The 24,275-nt window shown below is 73.0% G+C and carries 19 protein-coding genes; 6 read left to right on the top strand and 13 right to left on the bottom strand.

All coding sequences use genetic code 11. From position 1 onward, the window contains the following. Window positions 1-14: 14 nt before the first annotated feature. The 3 genes from AB0K36_RS01425 to purN form a co-directional block, all read right to left on the bottom strand. Window positions 15-464: a hypothetical protein gene (locus AB0K36_RS01425; protein ID WP_364586681.1), complete on the bottom strand. Its 450-nt coding sequence runs from the start codon at window positions 462-464 to the stop codon at window positions 15-17. A gap of 194 nt (window positions 465-658) precedes the next feature. After that, on the bottom strand, window positions 659-2,221 hold the full coding sequence (gene purH, locus AB0K36_RS01420; protein WP_364586678.1) for a bifunctional phosphoribosylaminoimidazolecarboxamide formyltransferase/IMP cyclohydrolase: 1,563 nt from the start codon (window positions 2,219-2,221) through the stop codon (window positions 659-661). After that, the gene (gene purN, locus AB0K36_RS01415) at window positions 2,218-2,832 is read right to left on the bottom strand and encodes a phosphoribosylglycinamide formyltransferase (RefSeq protein ID WP_364586676.1); all 615 of its coding nucleotides are present in this window, start codon (window positions 2,830-2,832) and stop codon (window positions 2,218-2,220) included. Before purN ends, purH begins: the two co-directional genes overlap by 4 nt. A gap of 233 nt (window positions 2,833-3,065) precedes the next feature. Here purN and AB0K36_RS01410 point away from each other — a divergent pair, with 233 nt between their 5' ends. Further along, the gene (locus AB0K36_RS01410) at window positions 3,066-3,860 is read left to right on the top strand and encodes a hypothetical protein (protein ID WP_364586673.1); all 795 of its coding nucleotides are present in this window, start codon (window positions 3,066-3,068) and stop codon (window positions 3,858-3,860) included. A gap of 33 nt (window positions 3,861-3,893) precedes the next feature. Here the strand turns inward: AB0K36_RS01410 and AB0K36_RS01405 are convergent, their stop codons facing one another. Further along, window positions 3,894-5,615 (bottom strand): cell division protein PerM, encoded by a 1,722-nt coding sequence (locus AB0K36_RS01405; RefSeq protein ID WP_364586671.1) that lies wholly within the window; start codon window positions 5,613-5,615, stop codon window positions 3,894-3,896. A 116-nt stretch (window positions 5,616-5,731) separates the two neighbouring features. Here AB0K36_RS01405 and AB0K36_RS01400 point away from each other — a divergent pair, with 116 nt between their 5' ends. Then, complete coding sequence (locus AB0K36_RS01400; RefSeq protein WP_364586668.1) at window positions 5,732-7,120, top strand: sigma factor-like helix-turn-helix DNA-binding protein; 1,389 nt, start codon at window positions 5,732-5,734, stop codon at window positions 7,118-7,120. A 71-nt stretch (window positions 7,121-7,191) separates the two neighbouring features. On the opposite strand, the gene sucD is transcribed toward AB0K36_RS01400, so the two are convergent. The 8 genes from sucD to AB0K36_RS01360 form a co-directional block, all read right to left on the bottom strand. Next, window positions 7,192-8,076: a succinate--CoA ligase subunit alpha gene (sucD, locus tag AB0K36_RS01395; RefSeq protein ID WP_053557004.1), complete on the bottom strand. Its 885-nt coding sequence runs from the start codon at window positions 8,074-8,076 to the stop codon at window positions 7,192-7,194. A gap of 20 nt (window positions 8,077-8,096) precedes the next feature. Then, a complete protein-coding gene (gene sucC / locus AB0K36_RS01390; RefSeq protein ID WP_159688374.1) occupies window positions 8,097-9,278 on the bottom strand; it encodes an ADP-forming succinate--CoA ligase subunit beta in 1,182 nt (393 codons plus the stop codon). A gap of 341 nt (window positions 9,279-9,619) precedes the next feature. Continuing rightward, window positions 9,620-10,606, bottom strand: a complete 987-nt coding sequence (locus tag AB0K36_RS01385) for a hypothetical protein (RefSeq protein ID WP_364586664.1) — start codon at window positions 10,604-10,606, stop codon at window positions 9,620-9,622. Between the two features lie 111 nt (window positions 10,607-10,717). After that, on the bottom strand, window positions 10,718-11,701 hold the full coding sequence (locus AB0K36_RS01380; protein WP_364586661.1) for a hypothetical protein: 984 nt from the start codon (window positions 11,699-11,701) through the stop codon (window positions 10,718-10,720). 113 nt (window positions 11,702-11,814) lie between these two features. Further along, window positions 11,815-12,990 (bottom strand): VWA domain-containing protein, encoded by a 1,176-nt coding sequence (locus AB0K36_RS01375; protein ID WP_364586658.1) that lies wholly within the window; start codon window positions 12,988-12,990, stop codon window positions 11,815-11,817. Beyond that, entirely contained in the window at window positions 12,987-15,320 is a 2,334-nt protein-coding gene (locus AB0K36_RS01370) for a DUF5682 family protein (protein ID WP_364586655.1), read from the bottom strand. The genes AB0K36_RS01375 and AB0K36_RS01370 overlap by 4 nt, the downstream gene beginning before the upstream one ends. Next, window positions 15,317-16,429: an ATP-binding protein gene (locus AB0K36_RS01365; protein ID WP_364586652.1), complete on the bottom strand. Its 1,113-nt coding sequence runs from the start codon at window positions 16,427-16,429 to the stop codon at window positions 15,317-15,319. The genes AB0K36_RS01370 and AB0K36_RS01365 overlap by 4 nt, the downstream gene beginning before the upstream one ends. Window positions 16,430-16,550: 121 nt before the next feature. Beyond that, window positions 16,551-16,973, bottom strand: a complete 423-nt coding sequence (locus AB0K36_RS01360) for an MmpS family transport accessory protein (RefSeq protein ID WP_364586649.1) — start codon at window positions 16,971-16,973, stop codon at window positions 16,551-16,553. Window positions 16,974-17,106: 133 nt separating this feature from the next. On the opposite strand from AB0K36_RS01360, the gene AB0K36_RS01355 reads away from it, so the two are divergent. After that, entirely contained in the window at window positions 17,107-18,486 is a 1,380-nt protein-coding gene (locus AB0K36_RS01355; RefSeq protein ID WP_364586646.1) for an SWIM zinc finger family protein, read from the top strand. 15 nt (window positions 18,487-18,501) lie between these two features. After that, window positions 18,502-20,124 (top strand): DUF5691 domain-containing protein, encoded by a 1,623-nt coding sequence (locus tag AB0K36_RS01350; protein ID WP_364586643.1) that lies wholly within the window; start codon window positions 18,502-18,504, stop codon window positions 20,122-20,124. Window positions 20,125-20,786: 662 nt separating this feature from the next. Here the strand turns inward: AB0K36_RS01350 and icmB are convergent. After that, window positions 20,787-21,200 carry a coenzyme B12-dependent isobutyryl CoA mutase small subunit gene (icmB, locus tag AB0K36_RS01345; protein WP_364586640.1) on the bottom strand — a complete coding sequence of 138 codons (414 nt, stop codon included), beginning with the start codon at window positions 21,198-21,200 and terminating at the stop codon, window positions 20,787-20,789. A 369-nt stretch (window positions 21,201-21,569) separates the two neighbouring features. Between icmB and AB0K36_RS01340 the strand changes: the two genes are divergently transcribed. Together AB0K36_RS01340 and AB0K36_RS01335 are read left to right on the top strand one after the other, a co-directional pair. Then, window positions 21,570-22,427, top strand: coding sequence for an esterase/lipase family protein (locus AB0K36_RS01340; protein WP_364586637.1), 858 nt, complete (start codon window positions 21,570-21,572; stop codon window positions 22,425-22,427). A 233-nt stretch (window positions 22,428-22,660) separates the two neighbouring features. Next, the gene (locus AB0K36_RS01335; protein ID WP_364586634.1) at window positions 22,661-24,238 is read left to right on the top strand and encodes a M23 family metallopeptidase; all 1,578 of its coding nucleotides are present in this window, start codon (window positions 22,661-22,663) and stop codon (window positions 24,236-24,238) included. The last annotated feature ends 37 nt before the right edge of the window (window positions 24,239-24,275 follow it).

Raw genomic sequence — 24,275 nt, 5'->3', positions numbered from 1 at the left:
CCGTCCCTCGGGCATCAGGGCAGGTAGACAGGGCGGCCGAGGGTCATCGTCGGCTCTCCCGCCCCGCACTCCCCGCCCCACGCCGCCGAGCTGATCCGGGTGGTCGCCGGGAAGTTCAGCCAGGAACCCGCGGTGAGCCCGGCCGCGTTCTCGTCGAAGTGGAGGCAGCCCTTCACCGAGCGGTAGGTGCCGTTCCCGTAGTTGACCCAGCCCGAGTAGCGGATGTGGTCCGCCCCGGGATCCGACATCCCGTTGTTCAGCAGCGACCGGACGTTGCCGGAGCTGCCCGACCACGTACCGTCAGCCTTCTTGTCGATGCCGTCGGACAGGTTCGTCCCGTTGAAGGCGCAGACGTAACCGGGAGCGCATCCGTTGTGCGAGTCGTCGCCGGCGTGAGCGTTTCCGGCGACCGCGAGAACGGCGCCCAGGGCTGCGGTGGTGGCGACGGCACCGATTCGGCGCATTCGTGACCTCATGTTTCCCCCATCAGGTGGTTTCGGCTGTCTGCCTGCCGAAGACGCTAGGGAAGGTGCCGGCCGAAGGGCACCTGGGAACAACGAGGTTGACGCCGGGAAAGCGGCCGTCCGGGACGGGCGCGGGCCCGCCGCGGCAGTGCGCGCGGCGGGCCCGTCCGGATGGTGCCTCCCGGAGGCGACGGTCAGTGGAAGAAGTGCCGCGTCCCCGTGAAGTACATCGTCACGCCGGCCTTCTTCGCCGCCTCGACCACCAGCTCGTCGCGGACCGAACCGCCCGGCTGGACCACGGCCTTGACGCCCGCCGCGGTGAGGATCTCCAGGCCGTCCGGGAACGGGAAGAACGCGTCGGAGGCGGCGTACGCGCCCCGTGCCCGGTCCTCGCCCGCCCGCTCGACCGCGAGCTTCGCGGAGTCGACGCGGTTGACCTGGCCCATGCCGACGCCCACAGAGGCGCCGTCCTTGGCGAGCAGGATCGCGTTGGACTTGACCGCGCGGCACGCCTTCCAGGCGAAGGCCAGCTCGGCCAGTTCCTCGGCGGACAGGGCCTCGCCCGTCGCCAGGGTCCAGTTCTCCGGCTTGTCGCCGTCCGCCTGGAGGCGGTCGGTGACCTGGAGGAGCGCGCCGCCGTCGATGGGCTTGAGCTCGACCGGGTTCGCCGGGGCGCCCTCGGCGCGCAGGACGCGGATGTTCTTCTTGCGGGCCAGGACCTCGACCGCGCCGTCCTCGTACGCCGGGGCCACGATGACCTCGGTGAAGATCTCGGCCACCTGCTCGGCCATCGCCACGGAGACCGGGCGGTTGACGGCGATCACGCCGCCGAACGCGGAGAGCGGGTCACAGGCGTGCGCCTTGCGGTGCGCCTCGGCGACGTCCGCGCCGATCGCGATGCCGCACGGGTTGGCGTGCTTGATGATCGCGACGCAGGGCTCGGAGTGGTCGTACGCGGCCCGGCGCGCGGCGTCGGTGTCCGTGTAGTTGTTGTACGACATCTCCTTGCCGTGCAGCTGCTCCGCCTGTGCGAGGCCGCCGCTGCCGGAGGTGTAGAGCGCGGCGGGCTGGTGCGGGTTCTCGCCGTAGCGCAGGACGTTCTCGCGCTCCCAGGTGGCGCCGAGGAAGTCGGGGAAGTCGCTCTCATCGGCGGGCGCGTAGGAGGAGGCGAACCAGGACGCGACGGCCACGTCGTACGCGGCGGTGTGCTGGAAGGCCTCGGCGGCCAGGCGCTTGCGGGCGGCCAGCTCGAAGCCGCCGTCACGGGCCGCGGTCAGCACGTCCGCGTATCGCGCCGGGCTGGTGACGACCGCGACCGAGGGGTGGTTCTTGGCGGCGGCGCGGACCATCGACGGGCCGCCGATGTCGATCTGCTCGACGCACTCGTCGGGGGTGGCGCCGGAGGCGACGGTCTCCTTGAACGGGTACAGGTTCACGATCACCAGGTCGAAGGGCTCGACGCCCAGCTCGGCGAGCTGCCGCTGGTGGTCCTCCAGGCGCAGGTCGGCGAGGATGCCGGCGTGCACGCGCGGGTGCAGGGTCTTGACGCGGCCGTCCAGGCACTCGGGGAAACCGGTGAGCTCCTCGACCTTGGTGACCGGGACGCCCGCCCCGGCGATCTTCGAGGCGGTGGAGCCGGTGGAGACGAGGGAGACACCCGCCTCGTGCAGGCCGCGGGCCAGCTCCTCAAGGCCGGTCTTGTCGTAGACGCTGACGAGTGCGCGGCGGATGGGGCGCTTCGTACCTTCGGCGGTCACGGGATCATTACCTTTCGTCCCTCAATGCGGTAGCCGTGCCGGGCCAGACGCCCCACGACCTCGACGAGCAGGGAGCGCTCGACTTCCTTGATGCGCTCATGGAGAGCGGCTTCATCGTCCTCGTCCCGGACCTCGACCACGCCCTGGGCGATGATCGGGCCGGTGTCGACGCCGTCGTCGACGAAGTGGACGGTGCATCCGGTGACCTTCACGCCGTACGCGAGTGCGTCCCGCACTCCGTGGGCACCGGGAAAACTGGGCAGCAGCGCCGGGTGGGTGTTGACGATCCGGCCGCCGAAGCGGGCGAGGAAATCCTTGCCGACGATCTTCATGAAGCCGGCGGAGACCACGAGGTCGGGCTCGTACACGGCGGTGGCGTCGGCCAGGGCGCGGTCCCACTCGTCGCGGGTGGCGTGGTCCTTCACCCGGCAGACGAAGGTGGGCAGTCCGGCGCGCTCGGCCCGGTCGAGACCCGCGATGCCGTCGCGGTCGGCGCCGACTGCGACGATCCGGGCGCCGTAACCCTCGGGGTCGGCGGCGATGGCGTCGAGCAGGGCCTGGAGGTTGGTACCGGACCCGGAGACCAGGACGACGATGCGGGCGGCGGCCACGGGGACTCTTTTCGCGTTACGGTGCGGCTTACGGTGCTGCTTTGTGCGGTCGTACAAATGGAGCGCACCCCCGGATACGGGGAACTCTACGAAGCGCTCGACCGTCAGCAACGATACCGGCACACAGCACGGCCCCCACGGGACGGGGGCGTGGCCGGCAGGTAGCGTCTGGGGGCAGGGCCCGCGCCCAGGCGGTCCCGATCAGGGCATGACGAGGGGAAGACGTTCACCAGATGCCGGACCGACGCCGTCGTACGGACCTCCTGTTGCCGCGGGAGCGCCAGTCCACGGACGACAACAACCCCTTCGCGCCGCCGCCGGAGGGCAGGCCGGACCAGCCGTGGCAGCCGCGCCACCCGTCGTCCGACGACGACTCCTCCTCGTCCTCCGGCCGCTCCGGCGGTGACGACAGCGGCTCGGGCTCAGGGTCGGGCTCCGGCTCGAACCGGGGCAGCCAGTGGAGCAGCCGCCAGCCCGGCCGTTCTTCGGGCGGCGGCTTCGGCGGCCGTCCGCGCCCCGACGGCAACGGCGGCCAGGGCGGACCCGGCACTCCCGGCGGCCTGCGCTGGGACCCGACGGATCCCGCGCAGCGGCGGGCACGGTACGCGCTGCTGTCGGGCATGTGGGCGTTCTTCTTCGCCCTGTTCGACTTCCCCGAGATCGCCCTGCTGCTCGGCGCGCTGGCGCTGTACTGGAGCATCAGCTCCCTGCGCGCCAAACCGCAGCGCCGGGTCGACGCCGACTCCCTGACCACGGGCGGAACGCCTGCGAACGCCCCGGCCCCGCCGCAGCACGCCCCCGCGTCGGCGCCGCCCGCCACCCCCGGCAGGCCGCAGATCACGGCGGCGGTGAGCGGCCTGGTGATGGCGAGCATCGCGCTGGTGATCGTGGCGGCGTCCTTCACGGCGCAGCTGGTCTACCGCGACTACTACACCTGCGTGAACGACGCACTGACCAAGTCGGGGCAGCTGGCCTGCAACGAGAAGCTCCCGGAGCCCCTGCGGGGCGTGCTGGGCGTCAAGGAGTAACGCGCGCAAGCGCACGGGAGCCGTGCCCGCGGGTCAGCGGGCGGCTTCCTCGGAGGGCTCGGGCGGTTCACCGCTCGGGCCCTCCGCCGTCTGCGACGCGGGCGGGGGTGCGAGGGCGGTGGCCGGCTCGGGCGCGGTGGCCGGCTCGGGCGCCGTGGCAGGCTCGGGCCCGGTCGGCGGTGCCGGTACCGGAAGTGGGAGGAAGTCGGGCATCAGGCCGCCGGAGGACTCCTTCAGCGCGGCCCAGCGGTCCTCACGGGGCCCGCGGACGGTCCTGGTGTCCGCCGGGAGGAAGTCGTACAGCTCGGAATCGTCGTCGAGCGGGCCGGACCCGCCGTCGAGGTCCGTGTCCGACGGCCCGGGCCCCGCGGGCGGAGCCGAGGGCGCCGGCGGCATCGCCAGGTCCTCCGCGAACGGCACCGCGTCCCTTTGCCCCTCGGCCTCCTCTCCGCGACCGCGCAGCAGCCCACGCCATCCCCGGCCTGGCGTTCTCAGCCGCCACGCCCGCACCGCCAGCGCCAGCGGGACCCCCGGGGCGGCCGTCCAGAGCAGGGCCGCGCCGCCGGTGAGCCACCACACGGGGCCGAACTCCGAGAGGCGGCCGGTGCCGAGCGGGCCCCCGGACGCCGCGGCGAGCAGGCACATGAGCCCGGCGCAGCCGACCGCGCCGAGCAGCACCGCGAGCGCGGTCCCGCCGGAGCTCCAGGCGCTCTCACGCTCCCCGTGCCGCGGGGCCGCCGCTCCCACCGTGAACCAGGCGACCACCACTCCCGCGACGAGAGGCACCGCGACCGCCGCCCAGTGCAGCGGCGTGCCCGGCCCTTCGCCCGGCACCGCCGCGAGGAGCGGGAAGTCGGGCAGCGCGGGCGTGCCGGTCGCCGCGAGCGGCGCCGCCGTCGCACCGGTACCGAGGGCGAAGCCCGGCCCGAGCCCGTAAGCCGCGCCCCACACCGCCGCGTTGGGCAGCAGCGCCAGGGTCAGCAGCGCGAGGGCCGCACGTCCCGACCACTCGCCCGACAGGCCCAGGAACGACTCCTGCGCGGCCCGTCCGTGCCAGACCGTGGAGGTCACGGCCAGCACCGCACCGCCGACGAACAGCGTGAACGTGCCCGCGCCGGCGGATCGCAGCGCGGCGGACACCCTGGCGTGGGCGACCGCCGCCCGCAGCCGCTGCGGCACCCAGGACGGCAACGGTCCCAGCGGCCGGCCGCTCGCGGTCCACGCCCCGGTGGCCGCGGCCAGGAAGGTCACGAGCGGCAGATGGACCAGGGCGCTCAGCGGGTCGGCGGCGAAGGAACCACCGGCGACGTAGAGCACGACCGGCGCACCCACCATCACGTAACCGCTGGCCACCATCGTCGGCGTGCTCCAGGCGGACGGTCTCGGCCTGCCCTCCGCCGGTTCCAAGGCGTCGCGTGCCGCCCGGTGGGCCAGCCAGACGGGCACGGCGACGAGCAGCAGCGGCACGATCCCCATCGGCGCGGGCGCCCCGGAGAGCGTGTCCGTGCGGACGAGCTCCGTGCCGTGCGCGAGCAGCCACAGCGCCGCCGCCACGTGCAACGCGTCGGTCGGGTCGCTGTCGGGGAAGGGCGAGCTGATCCACATCACCATCACGAGCACGGTGATCACGCCGAGCCCGAGTCCGGCCGCCGTCGCGCCGCGTACGAACGACGCGACCAGCGCGACCGACGCGCCGCCCTGCACGGCGACCGGGGCTTGCGGCACTGAGTGGCTCTGTTCGGTCACTTGGGTCACGCGGCCATGCTGCCAACGACACGCGCTTTATCCATGTAACGGGCGAATGACCGAAGTGTCGCCCAAGATACGTTTATGTGCTTTTTTGTCGAGTGCAGTGCCGTGAGGGGCCCTTCATGACCGAGAGCATCACCCGCTCCGCGTCCGGCACCCCCCTGCCGCCCCCGAAGGAACGGCGCAGGCTTCGAGAGGCGAACTCCCTCTCCGAGGACGAGGTCGCGACGACGATCGGAGTCACCCGGGCGACGATCCGCTCCTGGGAGACCGGACGCACCCACCCCCGGGGACGCAAACGCGAGGCGTACGCCGCGCTGCTCGCCGCCCTCGCCACGCGGACCGGGGAGTGCGCCCCCGGCGGCACACCCCTGAAGGACGACCGGGACGGAGACGACCGGGACGGAGCGGACGGGAGTCAGGACGGCCGGTACGAAGAGAACCGGAACGGAGACGACCGGGAGCGGAACGGCCGAGACGAAAAGGACCGGCACGGAGACGACCGGGTCCGCGCCGCGCCGCCGACCCGCACGGCGCAGCCCGCGGCGAACACCCGTCCCCGCCCTGCCGCGAAGCGCGCGGCGAAGCCGCCCGCGGCCCCGCATCCGAGGCCCGTCGACAGGCCCGGACCACCGTCCGCGACGGCGCCCTCCGCAGACGGCCCACGGGGCGTCAGCTCCCTCGGCCCGGCTGCCCTGACCGTGCCGGCGCCCAGCCCGGAGGAGGCGTTCGACGTGCTGTACGCGGGCGCCGCCCCGGACCTGGTGCGCCAGACGTATCTGCTCACCGGACGCCGGCGGCTCTCCCAGGAGTCGGTCGAGCGTGCCTTCCACCACGCCTGGCAGCGCTGGCCGGAGGTCGCCGTGGACCGGGACCCGGCCGGCTGGGTGCGGGCGGTCGCGTACGAGTACGCCATGTCCCCGTGGAACCGGCTGCGGCCCGCGCACCGTCATCCCGACGAAGTGCCCGGCGAGGAGCCCCGGCGGGAGCTGCTCGAGGCGCTGCAGGAGCTCCCCACCGCCTACCGCCGCACGCTGCTGCTCCACGACGGCCTGGGGCTCGGGCTGCCGGAGACCGCCGCGGAGACGGAGGCCAGCACCCCGGCCACCGCGAACCGTCTTGTGCACGCCCGTGAGGCCATCGCCGAGCGGCTCCCCGAGCTGGCGGACACGAGCCTGCTGCGGGACCGGCTGCGCGCACTGGCCTGCGCCGGCCCCGCATCCCTGATGACACCGGCGTGCGACGTGCGCAGCGGGTGCGAACGCCGGGCGCGGATGTGGACACGGGCGGTCGTCGCAGCGACCGCCCTGATCGTCGCGGCGACCGCCTTCACGCTGGTCACGGCGCCACGGCAGTACGATCCGCCGATCTCGCCGGCCCAGCAGATCGAAGGCGTTCCGGCGCCTCAGTACGGGCCGCACCGGCTGACGGAAGAGGGCAAGAAGCTCCGCGACAAGCTCCGTTCGGAACCGGCGAACGGCCCTGGGCGCCTCGTCCCGCTGCACGGCTGACAGGCTCCTTCCGATACGCGTGTGGGCCCGCCCCGGTGACCGGGGCGGGCCCACACATGTACTGCGGAAGGTCAGCCGGCGAGGATCGCGCGCGCCAGCTTGGCCGTCTCGGTCGGCGTCTTGCCGACCTTGACGCCCGCGGCCTCGAGGGCCTCCTTCTTCGCCGCGGCGGTGCCGGAGGAGCCGGAGACGATGGCGCCGGCGTGGCCCATGGTCTTGCCCTCGGGGGCGGTGAAGCCCGCGACGTAGCCGACGACCGGCTTGGTGACGTTGGCCTTGATGAAGTCGGCCGCACGCTCCTCGGCGTCGCCGCCGATCTCACCGATCATCACGATCAGGTCGGTGTCGGGGTCCGCCTCGAACGCCGCGAGGGCGTCGATGTGCGTCGTACCGATGACCGGGTCGCCACCGATGCCGACGGCGGAGGAGAAGCCGATGTCACGGAGCTCGTACATCATCTGGTAGGTCAGCGTGCCGGACTTGGACACGAGACCGATGCGGCCGGGCTTGGTGATGTCGCCCGGGATGATGCCGGCGTTGGACTGACCCGGCGTGATGAGGCCGGGGCAGTTCGGGCCGATGATGCGGGTCTTGTTGCCCTTGGACTTCGCGTAGGCCCAGAAGGCGGCGGAGTCGTGGACGGCGATGCCCTCGGTGATGACGACCGCGAGGGGGATCTCGGCGTCGATCGCCTCGACGACGGCGGCCTTCGCGAAGGCCGGCGGCACGAAGAGGACGGAGACGTCGGCGCCCGTCTTCTCCATGGCCTCGGCGACGGAGCCGAAGACCGGTACCTCGGTGCCGTCGAAGTCGACGGACGTGCCGGCCTTGCGCGGGTTCACACCGCCGACGATGTTGGTGCCGTCACCCAGCATGAGCTTGGTGTGCTTCATGCCCGTGGCACCGGTCATGCCCTGGACGATGACCTTGCTGTCCTTGTTCAGGAAGATAGCCATGGTTCTAGATCCCTCTTCCCTTACTTCGCAGCAGCGGCGAGCTCGGCGGCCTTGTCGGCCGCGCCGTCCATGGTGTCCACGCGCTGCACCAGCGGGTGGTTGGCGTCGGAGAGGATCTTGCGACCCAGCTCCGCGTTGTTGCCGTCGAGGCGCACGACCAGCGGCTTGGTGACTTCCTCGCCCTTGGACTTGAGCAGCTCCAGGGCCTGGACGATGCCGTTGGCGACCTCGTCACAGGCGGTGATGCCACCGAAGACGTTGACGAAGACGGACTTGACGTCCGGGTCGCCGAGGATGATCTCGAGGCCGTTCGCCATGACCTCGGCGGAGGCGCCGCCACCGATGTCGAGGAAGTTGGCGGGCTTCACGTTGTCGTGGGCCTCGCCGGCGTAGGCGACGACGTCGAGGGTCGACATGACCAGACCCGCGCCGTTGCCGATGATGCCGACCTCGCCGTCGAGCTTGACGTAGTTGAGGTTCTTGGCCTTGGCGGCAGCCTCGAGCGGGTTGGCTGCGGCCTTGTCCTCGAGGGCCTCGTGCTCCGGCTGGCGGAAGTCGGCGTTCTCGTCGAGCGACACCTTGCCGTCGAGCGCGATGACACGGCCGTCGGCGACCTTGGCCAGCGGGTTGACCTCGACGAGGAGCGCGTCCTCGGCGATGAAGGTCTTCCACAGGGTCACCAGGATGTCGGCGACCTGGTCGGCGACCTCGGCCGGGAACTTCGCCTGGGCGACGATCTCGGCGGCCTTCTCCTTGGTGACACCCTCGTTGGCGTCGACAGGGACCTTCGCGAGGGCCTCGGGCTTGGTGGCCGCGACCTCCTCGATGTCCATGCCGCCCTCGACCGAGGCCATGGCCAGGAAGGTGCGGTTGGTGCGGTCGAGGAGGTACGAGACGTAGTACTCCTCGGCGATCTCCGGAGCGGTCTCCGCGATCATCACCTTGTTGACCGTGTGGCCCTTGATGTCCATCCCGAGGATGTCCGTCGCACGGGCGACGGCCTCGTCCGGAGTGGCGGCCAGCTTGACGCCGCCGGCCTTGCCGCGGCCGCCGACCTTCACCTGCGCCTTGACGACCGACTTGCCGCCCAGTCGCTCGGTGGCCTCGCGCGCCGCCTCAGGCGTGTCGATGACTTCACCGGCCAGCACCGGTACACCGTGCTTGGCGAAGAGGTCCCTCGCCTGGTACTCGAACAGGTCCACGCGCGTCCGTCCCTTTTCTGATGATCGCGGTTCGTTGTCTGCGTGGGCGTGCCGCGAAGGGCAACGTGACTGCTCTTGTCACAAGGGAGGCACACACGGTGTCCGTGGGCGCGGCATGTCCGCCTGGCAGGTTATCCCCGCCGGAGGTGCGCCCCTAAATCGCAGATCACACCTGAGCGGTGATTACGGTCACAGAGCGCACCCCGATCATACGGCCGGACCGCGGCCGGAGGCCTCCCCGCACGGCAGGGGGCGGGACGCCGCCCGGATCCCGGTGACGTCCCGCCCCTGCTGCTGGTTGCCTGGTCAGGCACCTGACGGGTGCCCTGGCGACCGGCTGCTCAGATGCCGTACGGGAGGTAGCTCGGGGTCACGTCGGAGACGACGTCCTGCACCCCGACGACCGCGTTGCCGGCGAGCGGCGCCGCGTCACCCGTGACGTTCGTCGCAATACCCTGCGCGAACGGCTGGACCTGCGACACCACGCCCGCCGCGAACGGGTCCACCTGGCCGGTCAGGCCGTGGGCCAGGTCGCCCGCGCTGTGGCCGACGCCCTGCGCGAGCGGCTGGACGTGGCCTGCCACGGTGTCGACCAGCGGCTGGACCTCCGCGACCACACCGGCCGCGAAGGGCTGCACCTCCCCCGCGACGCCCCCGGCGAACGGCTGCACCTCGCCCACGACGCCCGTCGCGAAGGGCTGCACCTGGCCGGCGACGCCCCCGGCGAACGGCTGCACGTCGGAGACGACGCCCTGAGCGAGGACGCCCGCGTCACCGGCGGCCTGAGTGGCGACCGGCTGGGCACCGGCCACGGCGGTCGCGACGACGGGCGGCAGTACCGCCGCGGACGTCTCGTCGACGATGGGGCCGGACGCGTCGACCGCGCCCTGCGCGCGGGCCTCGGCAGCGGCCGGGGCCTGCTCCAGCTCGTGCGCGAACGCGGAAAGGGGACCGAAGAGGTAGTCGATGTCGGCGTCGACGGCCGGGGCGGCGGGGACGTCCACCGACGGGGTCCCGGGGGACGGCAGGCGCACGTCGGGAACGGACGGCGCCTCGTACGAGGGGAGCTCGCCCTCGACGTACTCACGGGCCTGGCCGGCGGCGCCGGTCGCCACGTCCTGGACGTCGGCCTCGGGCAGCCGCTCCTCCAGGCCGGCGACGGGGTCCACGTCGGTCACCACGTCGGCCGTGGCGTCGACGGCCTGGTCCGGGGTGGACAGCGGCACGGAGACGGGCGCCTCGTCGGCGCTGGCCACGGCGGTCCCGATGGCCCACATACCGGTGGCGGTGGCCGCGACCGCGATGGAGCGGCGGATGTTCTTGTGCATGCTCGGTGGTTCCTTCGAATTCGTTCGGCGGTCCGGAGAACAGGGCTCCGGAGTGGCGGGCAGACCTGCCCACCCCCGCGTGGCAGGTCAGGAGGCGGGGGAAGGCCTGCCCTAGCCGGGGAATTCGAGAATGTCGCGCGGCCTGTCGCGGGTCGGCGGCTCGGCCGCCGGGCAGCCGGGACCGCAGGCGAACGCGTCCGGTGAGCCGCCGGCCGACGTGGCCGCCGGCTGGTCGCCCGCACGGGGCGTGTGCGTCTCACCGGAGTGGTGCACGGCGCCCGGCCGGTCCCCGCACGGGTCCACGGGAGCCGGTACGGGCGCGGGCGACTGCGCGGACGCGGTCCGCGCCGCGCCGGAGGGAACGCCGTGCGCGTCGCCGCAGTCAGGGCCCTGTGTGCCGACGGGCCCGGTGGGACCTGCGGCGGAAGGGCTCGCGTCAGCGGCTGCCGGGTCCGTACCGGCGGGCGCGACGGTGAACGCCCCGCCCGGCGCGTACTGCCGTGACGGAAGGTCGTCGGGTGCCGCGACGCCGTCGCCGCCCGGCAGCGCGCCGCCGGGTCCCGGCAACCGGCCGTCGGGCAGCGGGCCGGTGACGAGACCGAGCAGCGGACCGGCGAGCCGGCGCACGCCGTCGGTGACCGGACGGGCCGCCTCGCGGACCGTTTCCACGGCATGCCCGGCGCCGGTGGCCCCGACGGCGCTCAGGGATCCGGCGGCCACGCGCCGCAGTTCCTGTGACGCCCGCTGCTCGGCACGCTCCACCGCAGACGGAGTCCCGGCGGAGGTGGACGGTCCGGCGGCCCCAGCCGTTACCGCCGACGGCCCCGAAGGGACCGGCGCGGTGACGGTGTCTCCCGCGCGGGCCGGCCGGGACACGGCGGCGGTGTCGGCGCCGTTCCCGGTCCGGGCGCCGGCCTGGACCTCGGCGGTGACGTCACCGGCCGGGGGCTCGGCCGCCTCGGCCGGGCCGCAGAAGAGCAGGCCCAGCGTCAGAACTCCTCCGAGGAGCAGCAGAAGGCGCAGCATCCGCGAACCGGCCACCGTCCGGCGCAGCGCGCGCGGGACGGCAGCGGTGCTGAGCGCTGCGGCAGTCACGGTGGAGGGGCTCTCTCTCGGTCGGCGTCAGCCGGGATCGCGACGATGCTCGCACGAAGCTCCCCGGGCGACGCAAGTCCCCTGTTACCGATGGGTCACCATGTCATGTCCTGTTACTGATGGGCAGCCATGTCCGGTATGGGCAGGGGGCGTTTCTCGATGGCCGCCGCCATGACGTCCGGGAAAAGGTCCGGCGTACAGGCGAACGCCGGTGCCCCGAGGGCCGCGAGGGCCGCCGCGTGCTCACGGTCGTAGGCCGGGGCGCCCTCGTCGGAGAGCGCCAGCAGAGTGACGAACTGCACTCCGGACGCCTTCATCGCCGCGACCCGCTTGAGCATCTCGTCGCGGATGCCGCCCTCGTAGAGGTCGCTGATCAGGACGACGACGGTGTCGGCGGGGCGGGTGATCTGCGTCTGGCAGTACGCCAGCGCCCTGTTGATGTCCGTGCCGCCGCCGAGCTGGGTGCCGAACAGGACGTCCACGGGGTCGTCGAGCTGGTCGGTCAGATCGACGACGGCGGTGTCGAAGACGACGAGCCGGGTGGCGATGGAGCGCATCGAGGCCAGCACCGCGCCGAAGACCGACGCGTAGACCACGGACGCGGCCATCGAGCCGGACTGGTCGATGCAGAGCACGACCTCCTTCTTCACCGCCTGGGACGCCCGGCCGTAGCCGATGAGCCGCTCGGGGACCACCGTGTTGAACTCCGGCAGGTAGTTCTTGAGGTTCGCCCGGATGGTGCGGTCCCAGTCGATGTCCCGGTGGCGCGGCCGGTTGATCCGCGCCGAGCGGTCGAGCGCGCCGGTCAGGGTGGACCTGGTGCGGGTGGCGAGCTTCTTCTCCAGTTCCTCGACGACCTTGCGCACGACCGCCCTGGCCGTCTCCTTCGTCGTCTCCGGCATCGCCTTGTTGAGCGAGAGCAGGGTGCCGACGAGATGCACGTCGGCCTCGACCGCCTCCAGCATCTCCGGCTCGAGCAGCAGCGCCGAGAGTCCGAGCCGGTCTATCGCGTCACGCTGCATGACCTGGACGACGGAACTCGGGAAGTACGTACGGATGTCACCCAGCCAGCGGGCGACGGACGGCGCGGACGCCCCCAGACCGGCCGAACGGCCGCTGCCGCGGCTCCCGTTCGCACCGCCGGCGGATCTGCCGTAGAGAGAGGTGAGCGCGCCGTCCATCGCCGCGTCGGTACCGGTGAGGGTGCGGCCCGTGCCGTCGGCACCCGACTCTCCGCCGAGCACCAGCCGCCAGCGCCGCAGCCGCTCGTCGTTCACGCTCGCAGTCATCCGGCCACTCCCGCCAGGTCGTTCAGCTCGTTGTCGTCGATGCCGAGGAGGAGCCCCAGCACGGGAAGCACCGCGTCCGCGCGGGCGGTGTCGAGGCCGGACCCGAAGCCGGGGATCCCCGCGTCCGTCCGCGTCTGCGCGGCCGCCGTCCCCCCGCCGCGCCGGACGAGCTCGCCCAGCGTGCGGCGGACGCCCGGTTCGTAGGCCGAGAAGGTGCGGCGCAGCAGCGGCAGCACGTCGGTGAACGCTTCCGCGGACACTCCGGTCAGCCACGAGTCGACCAGCCCCAGCAGGCGTTCGTCGTGGACGAGCAGCAGCCCTCCCCCGGACGCGCCTCCGACGAAGCCCTCGATCCAGGCGGCCGCCGCGGCCGGCTCGGTGCCCGGGGAGAGCGCGAGTGCCATCAGGCGTGCGGCCTCGTCCTCTTCGAGGTGCCCCTCGTCCAGCAGCAGGCGGGCCGCCCGGCCGCGTATCACCCCGGGGACGGAGTCACGCCCGGACAGCTTGCGCAGCACGGACCGCCAGCGCTCCCCGATGCCTTCGGCGTCCGGCAGCAGGCCGACAGCCGCGTGCACACCGTCGAGGTGGCCGCGCATCTCGTCCGCACCGTCCGCGTCGAGCCCGGCGCACGCGGGCGGCAGGCCGACGCAGATCCGCTCGGCGAGCCCGGCGGCGACTTCGCCGAGGGCCGCCGTGTCCGTGGCACGCACATCGCCGTACCGCAGGGAACGGGCCAGCGCGGGCAGCGCCTGCGCGAGATGGCTGACGTCGGCGTCGAGGGCGGCCCGGTCGGCCAGTGCCTTCATCACCACGGGCAGCGCGTCGGGCAGTTCGGCCAAGAGGCACTGCTCCGCGAGGGCGGTCACCTCGGCGAGCGCCGTCGCGGAGCCTGCCTGCGCCTCGGCCTTCGCCGTGGCGGCGGAGAGCACCGTGGTGCCCCAGACCCCGGCCTCCGCGATCTTCACGGACAGCTCGGGCTCCCAGCGCAGCCGCCAGCTCTCCCGGAACGTGCCGGTGCTTCCCCGTCCCGTGGCCGGCTCGCCCCAGCCGACCGCGAGCAGCCGCAGCCGGTGAAGCAGCCGGCTCTTGGCGGCATCGGTGTCCTTGCGCAGATCCAGGTCCAGTTCGCGCTCGAGGGCCTCCGGCTTGAGCCGCAGACTGCGCTGCTGCCGGGCCAGATCGCGCTGGAGCGGTACGGCGGGCGCCGTGTCGGGCACCTCACCGAGGACGTCCCCCACGATGAGCCGGTCCCTGACGAGATCGAGCGGTACGTCCGACCCGTCGCACATCACGGCCCGGACGGCGTCGACGGTCTCGGTCAACCCGGCGAGCGGCCTGCCCCGCATCACGGCCAGGGTCTCGGCGAGCCGGACGGCCTCGATGACATGGGCGGACGAGACCATCCGGTCCTCGTCCCGGAACAGCCGGGCCACCTTCGTCATCCACCGCTCCACGGGCCGGTCCGGAGCGCCGAAGAGGTGGCCGTACCAGCCGGGCGAGTCGATGCCCGCCCCGTAGCCGGAGCGGCGCGCCAGCCTGCGGTGGGTCCAGGGCACCCACGTCATGTCCGTCCTGACCTTGGGCAGCCCCTTGAGGACGGCCTTGTCAGCGGCGACCGTCGTCGCGGTCATGAGCGCCGGCACGTGCCAGGCGCCGCAGACGACGGCGACGCCCTCGTCCCCGAACTCCTTCTTCGCGGCGCGGAGCTGGAGCCTCATGAAGGCCTCACGCACGAGGTCGCGGTCGTGACCGCCGTGGCCGTACGTCTCCCGCAGGGCCGTCATCGCCTCCGCCAGGGCGGCGAACGGCGCGAACGGGTCGGGCTCGCCGGCGGCGCCGTCCGCCGACGCGCTGCCCGGCGCCGGGCGGGCGCCCCTGAGCTCGACGACGTCCTCCCACCAGCGCTCCGGGTCGTCGTACCCGGCGGCTCCGGCGAGGACCGCGATCGGGTCGACCCGCACGTCCGGCGTCTCCGCCGAGGCGTCCTCCGGTCCTGGCCCGGCCTCTCCTGCCAGCGCGAGCGAATGCGCCGCGGGCAGGTCGATGAAGCGCACCGCCGCGCCGTTGGCCAGCGCCCACCGGATCGCCACCCACTCGGGGGAGAACTCGGCCAGCGGCCAGAACGCGGCCCTGCCCGGATCGTCCGCGGCGTGCGCGAGCAGGGCGACGGGCGGACGCATCTGCTCGTCGGCTGCCAGCGGGAGCAGCGCGTCGCCCTCCGGCGGGCCTTCGATCAGTACGGCCGCGGGGGCGGCCGCCTCCAGCGCGGCCCGCACCGCCCGGGCAGAGCCGGGCCCGTGGTGGCGGACCCCGAGCAGGAGCGGGGTCATGCGCTCACCTCGCGGCAGGCGCGGTAGAAGTCCTTCCAGCCGTCCCGCTCGCGCACCACCGTCTCCAGATACTCCTGCCAGACGACCCGGTCGGCCGCCGGGTCCCGCACGACCGCGCCGAGGATGCCCGCCGCCACGTCCGCCGGCCGCAGCACGCCGTCACCGAAGTGCGCCGCCAGGGCGAGGCCGCCGGTGACGACGGAGATCGCCTCGGCCGTCGACAGCGTCCCGGACGGGGACTTGATCTTCGTGCGGCCGTCGGTGGACACCCCGTCACGCAGCTCGCGGAAGACCGTGACCACCCGCCGGATCTCCTCCAGCCCCTCGGGCGCGGCCGGCAGGTCGAGCGAACGCCCGATCTGATCGACGCGCCGCGACACGATGTCGACCTCCGCCTCCGGCGTCAGGGGCAGTGGCAGCACGACGGTGTTGAAACGCCGGCGCAAGGCGCTGGACAGGTCGTTGACCCCGCGGTCACGGTCGTTGGCGGTGGCGATGAGGTTGAAGCCGCGGACGGCCTGCACCTCCTGACCCAGCTCCGGGACGGGCAGCGTCTTCTCGGAAAGGATGGTGATCAGCGTGTCCTGCACATCGGCCGGGATGCGGGTGAGTTCCTCGACGCGGGCGGTCATGCCCTCGGACATGGCGCGCATGACGGGGCTGGGCACCAGCGCGTCCCGGCTGGGGCCGTGCGCCAGTAGCTGGGCGTAGTTCCAGCCGTAGCGGATCGCTTCCTCCGGCGTGCCCGCGGTGCCCTGTACAAGGAGGGTGGAGTCGCCGCTGACGGCGGCGGCCAGATGCTCCGACACCCAGGTCTTCGCGGTGCCCGGCACGCCGAGGAGCAGCAGAGCACGGTCGGTGGCGAGCGTGGTGACGGCCACCTCGACGATCCGGCGGGGCCCCACGTACTTCGGCGTGATCACCGTGCCGTCGGGGAGCGTGCCGCCGAGCAGATAGGTGGCGACGGCCCAGGGCGACAGCCGCCAGTTCACCGGCCGCGGCCGGTCGTCGGCTGCGGCCAGCGCCTTCAGCTCGTCGGCGAAAGCGTCCTCCGCGTGCGGCCGCAGGGCTTCGTTCCCCGCCTTGGCAACGGTTTCTGACACGGTCATGGATCCCCCTCCAGATCGTTCGACCCGATGTGGGATCCACCGTGCACCATGCCACTGACAATCGAGCCGGCCTCGGCATGACCGCAGGTCAGAGGCCGAAGACCGGTGTGGGGAAAGGGAGTCAGCCGCCGACCGGGGACTCCGCGATGCAGCCTCCCGCGGTGGCGAGACCCTCGCCCGTCTCCTCCTTCAGCACCTTGCCCTTGTGCGTGATCCTGCACGTGACCTCGGTGCCGGTGAGGTCGGCCGCGACCGGCATCACCGCGGCGGGCATGATGCCGCGCAGCGTGACCGTCTTCGTCCACGGCAGGGTGGGCCTGTCCACTGTCTCGATCTTCGGGTTCATCGCCTCGCCGCCACCGCCGTGGTACTGGATCGAGTCGACGTTCTTGCCCGTGACCTCGTACGTCACCTCGTACTTCTCGTCGACCACCTTGTCGACCTGGTCGACCGCCTCGGAACAGGCGGTGAGACCGAAGGCCAGACCGGCCACGACACCGGCGGCTGTGACGGCGCGTACCGCCGTACGGATGGAGCGCTTCATGCTGGATCCCCCCGGATCATCCGATTCGACACTGTGTCAAAAGTATCAAGGCAACGGCGCGTCAACACCCTGTCGGCATGGGCGGATTCGCAGGTCGGGGCGATTGTCAGTGGTCCCCCTTAGCGTCGTTCCCATGCTGCTTTCAAACGGGGGAACGGCCCCTGCCTCCATGGATCAAGAGGTGGCGCGCTGGGCCGCGGAGCAGGTGCTGTCGCTGGCTCCTGACAACGCATCACGTAAGGCGGGAAGCAAGCTCGGCGCGGCCGGCCCCTGGTCGGGGGCGGGCTGCGACTCGTCCGGGGCCGTGTGGGGCCTGTGCAAGGGCAGCGGCAGCAAGCCGTACCAGACGGTCGTGGACACCACGGGACCGGCGTACAAGTGCAGTTGCCCGAGCCGGAAGTTCCCGTGCAAGCACGCCCTGGGCCTGCTGCTGCTCTGGGCGTGCGACGAGCAGACCGTGCCGCACTCCCAGGTGCCGGAGTGGGCGGAGGAATGGCTGTCGGGTCGCCGGAGCCGCGCGGCTGCCGAGGAACAGCCGGGCGCCGGCTCCGGCGCCGCGAAGAGCGCCGACCCGGAAGCGGCCAGGCGGCGCGCGGAACGAAGGGCGGAGCGGATCACCGCGGGCGCCACGGAACTGGAACAGCGGCTCGCCGACCTGCTGCGCGGCGGCCTCGCGGCCACCGAACGGTCCGGATACGGGCTGTGGGAGGAGACCGCCGCACGCATGGTCGACGCCCAGGCCCCGGGGCTCGCCGCGCGCGTCAGGGAGCTCGGCGCGATCCCGGGCTCCGGGCCCGGCTGGCCGGTGCGGCTGCTGGAGGAGTGCTCCCTCATCCATCTGCTGGACTCCGCCTGGCTGGGGCGCGAGCGGCTTCCGGAGCCGCTGGCCGCCACCGTCCGGGGCAGGGTCGGCCTGTCGTCGGCCGCGGAAGGCCCCGCGGTCCGGGACCGGTGGCTGGTCCTCGCCCAGTACGACTCGGCCGACGGCAAGCTCACCACTCGCCGCGTCTGGCTGCACGGGCGTGCGTCGGGGCGGACAGCGCTGCTGCTCTCCTTCGGCGCGGCCGGCCGGGCTCCGCAACTCGCCCTGCCGGTAGGGCTGATGATCGACGCCGAGGTCACCCCGTACGGCGCGGGCCGGCCGAGGGCGGAGCTCGGCACGCAGTTCGGCCCGCCCGTCGCCATCGAGGCACCGCCTCCCGGCGGGCCGTGCGCCTCGGCGGCCGACGCGTACGGTCAGGCCCTGCGCGACGACCCGTGGCTGGATTCCTGGCCGGTCACGCTCACCGGCGTCATACCCGTGCCGGACGGGACGGGATGGCAGCTCGTCGACGCCGACGGCGGCGCGGCGCTGCCGGTCGCGGCCGCGGCGGTCACCCGCCCGGGCCTGTGGAAGCTCGTGGCCCTCGCCGGCGGCCGGCCGGTCACCGTGTTCGGCGAGTCCGGCCACCGGGGCTTCGTGCCGCTGACGGCCTGGCCGGAGGACATGTCCGAGACGGTCCCGCTGATCTGAACGTAGGGAGACCTCATGACCACCACCGCCAACGCGTCACCGTGGGAAGAGCTCGTCACCTCGGCCCTGCTCGGCACCGACCGCCGGACACCGCCGGCCGGTACGACACCCGCCGGGAAGGACGCGCCCGTCGCCCTGCTCGACGCGGCCGCCCTGCACACCCTGCGGCGCCGGGCCGGGCTGCGTCCCGCCCCTCCCGCGGCGGGCGGCACGCTGCCGGAGCCGGCCCCGCACGACGGGCGCCGTGCCCTGCCGCCGCCCGCGCGGCGACGGCTCGTCCAGCTGCTGGCCGACCGTTCCGGACCCTCGGGCTCCGGGGGCAGGCGCGGCACCGCCCCGGACCTCACCGAACTGCTCCCCCAATGGCTCGCCGCCGCCAACGAACACGGCTACCGGGCACCGGCGTCCGTGCTGCCCGCGCTGCTCGACGCCGCCCGTGCCCGGACCGACCTGCGCCCGCAAGCGCTGACCTTCGCCGGACCGCGCGGGCTGTGGCTCGCCCGGCTCAACCCCGAGTGGAAGTTCGCACTGCGCGGCGGGTCCGCCGGCTCCACGCTGCCGGACATGGAGGACACGGATGCCGTGCGGAAGCTGTGGGAGGAAGGGCTGTTCGCCGAACGCGTCGCGCTGCTCGCAGGTCTGCGCGCCCACGACGCCGGCGCCGCGCTGGAGCTGCTCGCCTCGACATGGGCCACCGAGCGGGCGGAGGACCGGCTGATGTTCCTCGACTCCCTGCGGGCGGGACTGTCCGACGCGGACGAGCCTTTCCTGGAGCAGGCGTTGTCCGACCGTAGCCGCAACGTCCGCTCCACGGCCGCGGAACTCCTCTCCGCCCTGCCGCAATCCGCGCTCGCCGGCCGCATGGCCGCACGCGCCGCGTCCTGCGTCGCCATGGACCGCAGCGGCGCCGCCGAAGCGATGATCGTCGTGGAGGCGCCGCACGAATGCGACGCGGACATGCAGCGTGACGGCATCGTCCCGGCGCCGCCGTCGGGCCGCGGCGAACGGTCCTGGTGGCTCGGTCAGCTGGTGGAGGCCGCCCCGCTGTCGGTCTGGCCGGAACGGCTGGGCGGGCGCTCGGTGCGCGAGATCGTCGCGCTGCCGGTGTCCGACGGCTGGGCGGACGAACTGCACGCGGCATGGTGCCGGGCAGCGGTACGGCAGCACGACGCCGACTGGTCGCGCGCCCTGCTCGGCACACCCGCCGCGCCGCCGTCGACCGGTCCGGGGACGACGTCGCCGGCCGAGCGGTCGAAGCTCCTCGCGGCCCTCCCCGACGACGAACGGGCCGCGTGGGTGGCCGAGTTCATCGCGGCGCACGGTCTGTCGGAGGCGTTCCAGCTGCTCGGTGTGTGCACGGTTCCGTGGGCGGCGCCGCTGGGCCGGGCGGTCGTCGACGCGCTCGACATCGCGCGGGAGGCGGGCAGTTACCCGTGGAGCTTCAGCGGCGTGATGGGCCTCGCGGAACGCTGCCTGTCGCCGGAAGAGGCGGACCGTCTTGAGGTCCTCACGGCCACACCGGACGAACAGGAGGACGCGTCACCGGGCGCGGGCGGCTACTGGTCCGAGGCGTTCCAGCGCCTGGTCTCGACGCTGCGCCTGCGGGCGGCGATGCACGAGGAACTCACCGCCGCCTGACCCGCCCCCGCCGCCTGACCCGCCGGGCGGCCCGCCAGGGACCGGCCCGCCCCGCAGGCGTCCGGGCCGGCCTTCGGCCCGAGGGCGGTGCGACGCTCGGGCCGCTGCCGGAGCGCCGACCTGCCGGACCGACGGTCGCCCGAGAGCGGTGCGAGGAGCGGGCAGCTGCCGGAACGCCGGAACCGCCCCAAAGCGATGTGATGCCTGGGCGCTGCTGGAGGGGAGGCGAATACCCCACCATGTCCGCGCGACCCAAGGACGAACCGCAGCCGCGGCGCCCGGCCCAGGTGCCGCCCGCCCGCCAGGCACCGCGCCCGCCAGGCACCCGATCCCGCCGGCCAGGCGCTGCGGGTGCGTGACGCGGGGCGTGCGGGGGCGCGGTGCCGGCGGTGCCCACGCGGGCGTGGCGCGAGGGCGGGAAGCGGTGCACAGTGCGGTCGTGCGCGCGGTGCCACTGGCGGGCCCGGTGCGGGTGCGGGGCGGTCGCGGTGCGGGGCCCGGTCGCGGTCACGGTCACGGTCACGGTTCGGGCGTACCGGCGCGCCCCGAGAGATGAACACCCCCGAGGTCCGCGCCGCGCCGGCAACGTCACGGCGCGACCCCGCCACGCAGCGGTGCGGCCCGGGCGCGTTGAAACAACGGACCGAGGCCGCGCACGCGGCCTACGCCTCCGCGGTCGCCCGGACGTTCGCGTTGACCCACTCCACGATCGACGCCGTCGTCGCGCCGGGCGTGAAGATCTCCGCGACGCCCTGCTCCTTCAGCGGCGCGATGTCCGCCTCCGGGATGATCCCGCCGCCGAACACCTTGATGTCTTCCGCCTCGCGCTCCTTGAGGAGCGCGATGACCTTCGCGAAGAGCGTGTTGTGCGCTCCGGAGAGGATCGACAGGCCGATCGCGTCGGCGTCCTCCTGGATAGCCGTGTCGACGATCTGCTCCGGTGTCTGGTGGAGCCCGGTGTAGATGACCTCCATACCGGCGTCGCGCAGCGCCCGCGCGATCACTTTGGCCCCGCGGTCGTGGCCGTCGAGACCCGGCTTGGCCACCACCACGCGGATCGGACCAGTCACACCCATCACTGCCTCCTGGGTCCCCGCCGCCCATGAGGGCGCGCGAAGAGTGAACGAACGTTATCTCCAGCATCCCGCAAGCGGCCGTTTCGCGGTGCGCCGGGAGGGGGAAATCACACGTAGGACATTTTTCGCCGAGCGTCGTACCGGCTTCAGGCTTCGCGCGCCACCCACGCGCGGCCCCTGCGGGCACGGTCGCACGGGGAGCCGCCGCAGGTCCACAACGGGTCGTCGCATCACCGTGCCGACAGCCGCACGGCACGGTGGTGCGACACCGACGGCGCGGGCAGTCGACCGCGCCGGTCCCGAGCGCGCTTCCCATGAGGGCACGCGGGGCAGAGCCGCCCCCGCCGTGCCGTACGGGAGGAGGCCGTCATGAGGATCCTGCCTCCCTTTCCCATGACCATGCCGGTGAAGTGGCCCGCCGCGCTGCTGCGCGCCACCGTTCTGGAGCTGGCGATCCTGGCCGGGCATCTGATCCTCTATCCGACCGGTCTCACTCCGGAGCGCCGTCCCCGCCCGCGCCCCCGCGCGGGATTCGATGACGGCGCCCCGGCAGCCGCCGGGGCCACCCACCGCCTGCCGGGTGCGCCGGACGCCGTCCCCACCGTCCTGCTCCACGGCTTCGTCGACAACCGTTCGGTGTTCGTACTGCTCCGCCGCGCCCTCGCCCGGCAGGGCTCGCACCATGTCGAGTGCCTCAACTACTCGCCGCTCACCTGCGACGTCCGCGCCGCGGCCGATCTGCTCGGCCGCCATGTCGAGGAGATCTGCGCCCGCACCGGCCACCCCGAGATCGACATCGTCGGGCACAGCCTCGGCGGCCTGATCGCCCGCTACTACGTCCAGCGTCTGGGCGGCGACCGCCGCGTCCGTACCCTCGTCACGCTCGGCACACCGCACTCGGGCACGACCGTCGCCCCGCTCGCGAGCGCCCACCCGATCGTGCGGCAGATGCGGCCGGGTTCGCCGGTGATCGAGGAGCTGCGCATGCCCGCACCCGGCTGCCGCACCCGGTTCGTCAGCTTCTGGAGCGATCTGGACCGGATCATGTCGCCGGTCGAGACGGCCCGCATCGACCATCCGGACCTTCTCGTACAGAACGTGCAGGTGAGCGGAATCGGCCATCTCGCACTGCCTGTTCACCCCGCCGTCGCCGAGGGCATCCGCGAGGCTCTCGAGTCGGGCGTGTCGGAAGCGGGCTCTTCTTCGGGGACCGCGTCCGTCGCTTGAGGTGACCCTTCGAGACCGATTCATCGAACACTTCTCGAACGTAGGGCCAAAGCTCTGCCCTCGGGCCGCCGAAACGCGACTGAATGCCCGTTTCCTGATTGCGTAGATGCCGCCGAAGATTGTCGCCGTCGCGTACCGCCGGGTACAGTCGCGCCACTGCTTCCCCCTGGGACCCCCCGTGCAAACAGGTGGCCCCGGAAACAGGTCCTGCTGTCGAGGCGAGAGAGAAGTTGGTGAACGACCAGCACACCAACGCCGGGTACGGCGGGTACGCCACCGGCAGCTTCGACTCCGACCCGCTCTTCGGCGCCCTGCCGGGCAGTTACGAAGCGGGCCACAGCGGCCAGTACGACTCGTCCCAGTGGAACGCCGGCGGCGACGGAAGCACCGGGCACGACGCCTATGCGACGGCCCAGCAGACCCAACAGCCCCAGTACGACGCGCAGTACGAGCAGCAGCAGTACGCGCAGTACGACACCACCGGCCAGTGGGACGCGAGCGCCTGGAACGAGGCGGGCGGCACCGGCCAGTACGAGACGGCCGCCGCGGCCTTCGCCTACGACGCGACCGGCCAGTGGGCGCCCGGCACCTTCGACAGCGGTACCTACGACGCCACGGCCTGGAACTCCGCGACGGCGACGCCCGAAGGGCTCGTCCCGCAACAGTTCGTGCCGGAGCAGGAGTTCACCCCGCAGGCCGAGTACGAGACGTACGAGAACTACGGCGCGTACGGGACGGGCGACGCATACGACCCGGTCCCGGCGTACGAGACCGGCGAAGCGCACGAGACGGGCGAAGCGTACGAGACCGGCCCGGGGTACGAAGCAGGCGATGCTTACGGCTACACCTTCGAGGCCCAGCAGGACGCCGAGCCCGAGGCCGCCCAGACGGACGCTGCAAACGGCTACGAGTCGGAGTACGGCGCTGAAACCGACGCCGAGCCGGACGACGCACCGCAGAGCGACGACGTTCCGGACCACGACGCGCTGACCCGAACCATGACCGCCGTGCCGGCCGTGACCGCCGCACCCGTCTCCTCCCGCCCGGTCCGCCGCTCCGGCGGCAGCCGCGGCCGCCGTCGCACCCCCGCCAAGCGATCGGCGCTCCTCACCGTCGCCGTTCCCTCCGCCTGTGTCATGGGCGTCGCCGGTATCGCCGCCGCGTCCGTCAGCGGCCTCGGCAGCGAGAGCGGGACGAAGGACGACAAGAGCAACGTGGCCGCCACCGACCCCGCCTCGGTGCAGCCGGTCGCCGCCAACAACGCCATGGACACGCAGCTCGCCGCGCTCAGCGCCGACGCCCGTGACTTCGGCGACCGGGCCTCCCGCACCCAGGAACGCATCGACCTCAAGGCGCGCCAGGCGGCGGAGAAGAAGAAGCGCGAGGAAGAGGCGGCCCGCCGCGAGGCGCTCCGCCCCAAGTTCGTACTGCCGGTGAAGCAGGACGGACTCAGCGCGTACTACGGCCAGTCCGGCGTCAACTGGATGTCCCTGCACAGCGGCATCGACTTCCCCGTCCAGTACGGCACCGAGGTCATGGCCGCGACGGACGGCACCGTCCGTACCCAGTGGAACAGCGCCTACGGCAACATGGCCATCGTGACCGCGGCCGACGGCACGGAGACCTGGTACTGCCACCTGAGCAGCACCAAGATCCGCAGCGGCTACGTCAAGGCCGGTGACGTCATCGCCTACTCGGGCAACTCGGGCAACTCCACCGGACCGCACCTCCACTTCGAGGTCCGTCCCGGCGGCGGCGCGGCCATAGACCCGCTGCCGTGGCTGCGCAGCCACGGCCTCGATCCCGCGTAGACCCGTCCGGCCCGGCGAAAGCCGCGTCAATCCTGCC

It is taken from the genome of Streptomyces kurssanovii, from assembly GCF_040677245.1.
Classification (GTDB): Bacteria; Actinomycetota; Actinomycetes; order Streptomycetales; family Streptomycetaceae; genus Streptomyces; species Streptomyces kurssanovii.
The sequence above is the reverse complement of the archived record's forward strand: the minus strand, read 5'-3'. Positions and strand labels throughout refer to the sequence as shown.